At 49.1% G+C, this 2,691-nt stretch carries 5 protein-coding genes and 1 pseudogene; 4 read left to right on the top strand and 2 right to left on the bottom strand.

The window, feature by feature from the left end:
- The coding region (locus tag QZ506_RS11700) for an IS1 family transposase (protein WP_367273013.1) at positions 1 to 156 on the bottom strand (156 nt) is incomplete at its 3' end.
- A gap of 64 nt (positions 157 to 220) precedes the next feature.
- Between QZ506_RS11700 and QZ506_RS11695 the strand changes: the two are divergent.
- The 3 genes and pseudogenes from QZ506_RS11695 to QZ506_RS11685 all read left to right on the top strand — a co-directional run.
- A pseudogene (locus QZ506_RS11695) lies at positions 221 to 436 on the top strand (MarC family protein); the annotation flags it as partial.
- A gap of 391 nt (positions 437 to 827) precedes the next feature.
- The gene (locus QZ506_RS11690) at positions 828 to 1,052 is read left to right on the top strand and encodes a glutathione S-transferase N-terminal domain-containing protein (protein WP_291971236.1); all 225 of its coding nucleotides are present in this window, start codon (positions 828 to 830) and stop codon (positions 1,050 to 1,052) included.
- On the top strand, positions 991 to 1,434 hold the full coding sequence (locus tag QZ506_RS11685; protein ID WP_291971234.1) for a glutaredoxin: 444 nt from the start codon (positions 991 to 993) through the stop codon (positions 1,432 to 1,434). Before QZ506_RS11690 ends, QZ506_RS11685 begins: the two co-directional genes overlap by 62 nt.
- Position 1,435: 1 nt before the next feature.
- On the opposite strand, the gene QZ506_RS11680 is transcribed toward QZ506_RS11685, so the two are convergent.
- Positions 1,436 to 1,936, bottom strand: a complete 501-nt coding sequence (locus tag QZ506_RS11680; RefSeq protein WP_291971232.1) for an isochorismatase family protein — start codon at positions 1,934 to 1,936, stop codon at positions 1,436 to 1,438.
- 414 nt (positions 1,937 to 2,350) lie between these two features.
- Here QZ506_RS11680 and QZ506_RS11675 point away from each other — a divergent pair.
- Positions 2,351 to 2,691: helix-turn-helix domain-containing protein (locus QZ506_RS11675; protein ID WP_291971230.1), on the top strand; the 341-nt coding region annotated here is incomplete at its 3' end.

Here is a 2,691-nt window from a genome sequence, read left to right as displayed (position 1 = left end):
TGTTTTACTTTTGGAAGTTCGTCGTTGTAAGCCCTGTAGCCATCCGTGTTTGCATGACTGACGACGGTAACGCTGATGGAAACTTTTGCCATAACCGTGTTTTTTCACAGGAGATGTCTGTTCACAAAACGGGCATCTTACGTCAACTTTAGCCACTGTATTCCACATCCAAAACCGGACATTTCACACTGCAATCAACATATTGAATACACGACCTACTCCCTGGGTAGTAACGGTTGCGCCCGTACTCACCTTCCTGATGACCAGCGTGATCCTATGGGGGTGCTTACGCAGTTCTGGCTACATTGTGTGCCTGCTGGGTAAAAGCGGTATTGAGGCCATCGCGCGTTTGATGGGATTTTTGCTGGTGTGTATGGGGGTTCAATTTGCCATCAATGGCATGCTGGAGATCGTGACGACCCTGCCAGCCAAATAACAGATAAAAAAAACCCGCCTCGAGGGCGGGAAAAGTGACTCTCTTGACAGGGATGGAAATCACAACATTGACAAGGGATGAAGGGACAATAGCAGATGAAATGTATAGAAGTGTCTATGCGAAGTAAGGTTAGCCCGAGGGATGTAACGCGTGGTTTTCAAAAATAACGATTTGCATCACCAGGGAATTATCGGTAAGCCCATTCTTCCCAGTGCCAGCAGCGAAACCCCGTCGTTATCTTTTTCCTTGATGTTTCACATGCAGTTACATTCCGAGCGACAGCACCGGCGATCCGCACGCACTGACTCTACCTGCTCCTCTTTCTGGTATTAGTCTGACCTATAACGCGTTAGGGCGTCAGGCAGGTTTTATCATCATCAAGGAACCACTAATGAAATTATTTACCTATGAACATTGCCTGTTCTGTGTGCGAGCCAGAATGATTTTTGGACTGAAGAAAACTCCGTTTGAACTGGCGATCATCATGGAAGGCGATGTTGAAACGCCGACGCTGATGGTTGGACGCAAGGTCGTCCCTATTCTGCAAAAAGAGGATGGCAGCTTCATGCCTGAAAGCACCGCAGATCGCAGAGCAGCCGGTAGACAGCACGATTGAAGCATGGTGCAAATCAGCCTCTGGCGTAGTGTTCAAACTGGCGGTTCCGCGTTTCACCGAAGGTGAGTTTGCCGAGTTGGCAACACAACCTGCTCGTCAGGCTTTTCGGCAACGTGAAGAAAAAGCGTTTGGCGACCTATCGGCGCTTCTGGCAGAAACACCCACGCTGATTCGCGACATTGAGCAAGAATTGGCAGAATTGGAAACCCTACTCCCTGCGGATGAAACGGTCTCAACCACAGACTTTATCCTGTTCCTGATCCTGATCCTACGATCGCTGACTATCGTGAAAGGTATTCACTATGGGCCACGTGTGAGTGAATACCTATATCGTGTCGCCACCGCAGCCCACATTGATTTACTGACAGCCCAGGCGCGCTAGTTCAAAGCGGCGAACACCATGCGCTCAGAAGGGTAACGACGGGGATGACAGTGACGGGATTCCCCGGCAAGCTCAGCCCCGCCCACACCTCATTATGCTGACCGATGAGTTGCTGAGCGCTGGCATAAGTACGATCAGCCGTGGTGTGAGCATCTGCTGCCACGGTGATTGCGTAGCCCTTGCTGGCACCGACTTTGATCGTCGTATCCAGACAATAATCGGTTGCACAACCACAGACGGTAAAGGCATTGATACCCAAACGCTGTAATAGCGTATCCAGCGTCGTGTTCCAAAACGCATCACAGGCGGTTTTAGTGACATAGTGTTCATGCGCTGGCTGGTGTAATTCTGGGATGAGCTGCCATAAATCACCACCAACGACCATTTCGCCTTCGGCATGTTGGATGAAAATAACAACGTCGGCGGCATCAATCAGCTGATTGATCAATGCTGCCTTGCCCTCTCTATCGTAACGTGGCATCGCCAACACCCAGACTTGCATATCAACCACGACTGATAGGACGTGAGATATTTAAAAGGGAAACGTGCGATAAATGTGGATCTACCTGGGACAAACTGAATCTATCTGGGACAGGTTACGGTAATTAAGTTTCACTATGTGAAAGAGAAAACAGAATCAAAATCACCTGCCATTGCATCTTTCCTCAACGATAATCTAGAATCTCGTTTGCTAGTACATCGATTCTTATACTACGTGAGGAAAGTGCAATGAGTGATAACAAAGACCAGAGGCATGACCGCATTGACTACTCTGTACTAGCTCAGACCTGATCTGACAGACACCTGTATAAATTGTATTAGTCGCGACTAGATCTGACACTGGACCTTGAAAGGTTGAGAGTTATCGGTTTTGATATGGGTGTCTAATCCTTAAACAAAACGCGAGGTAACTCTCATGCTTCATACTAACAATCCCATTATCAAACACAAAGCCGGCCTGCTCAATCTCCCCGAAGAACTCGGTAACGTATCAAAAGCCTGCAAGATCATGGGCGTGTCACGCGATACATTTTACCGTTATCAGGAACTGGCTGCTGAAGGCGGCATTGATGCGCTGGTTAACCAGAACCGCCGGATTCCGAACCTGAAGAACCGCGCCGACGAAGCCACTGAACGCGCGGTTGTTGATTATGCTATTGAGTTCCCGCCCCATGGGCAGCACCGGACCAGTAATGAGCTGCGTAAAAAAGGCGTATTTATCTCCGGCAGCGGCGTGCGCTCCATCTGGCAACGACA

Origin of the sequence: Candidatus Symbiopectobacterium sp., assembly GCF_020054415.1 — a bacterium.
GTDB lineage: Bacteria > Pseudomonadota > Gammaproteobacteria > Enterobacterales > Enterobacteriaceae > Symbiopectobacterium.
This window is presented reverse-complemented; position numbering and strand designations above follow the sequence as displayed.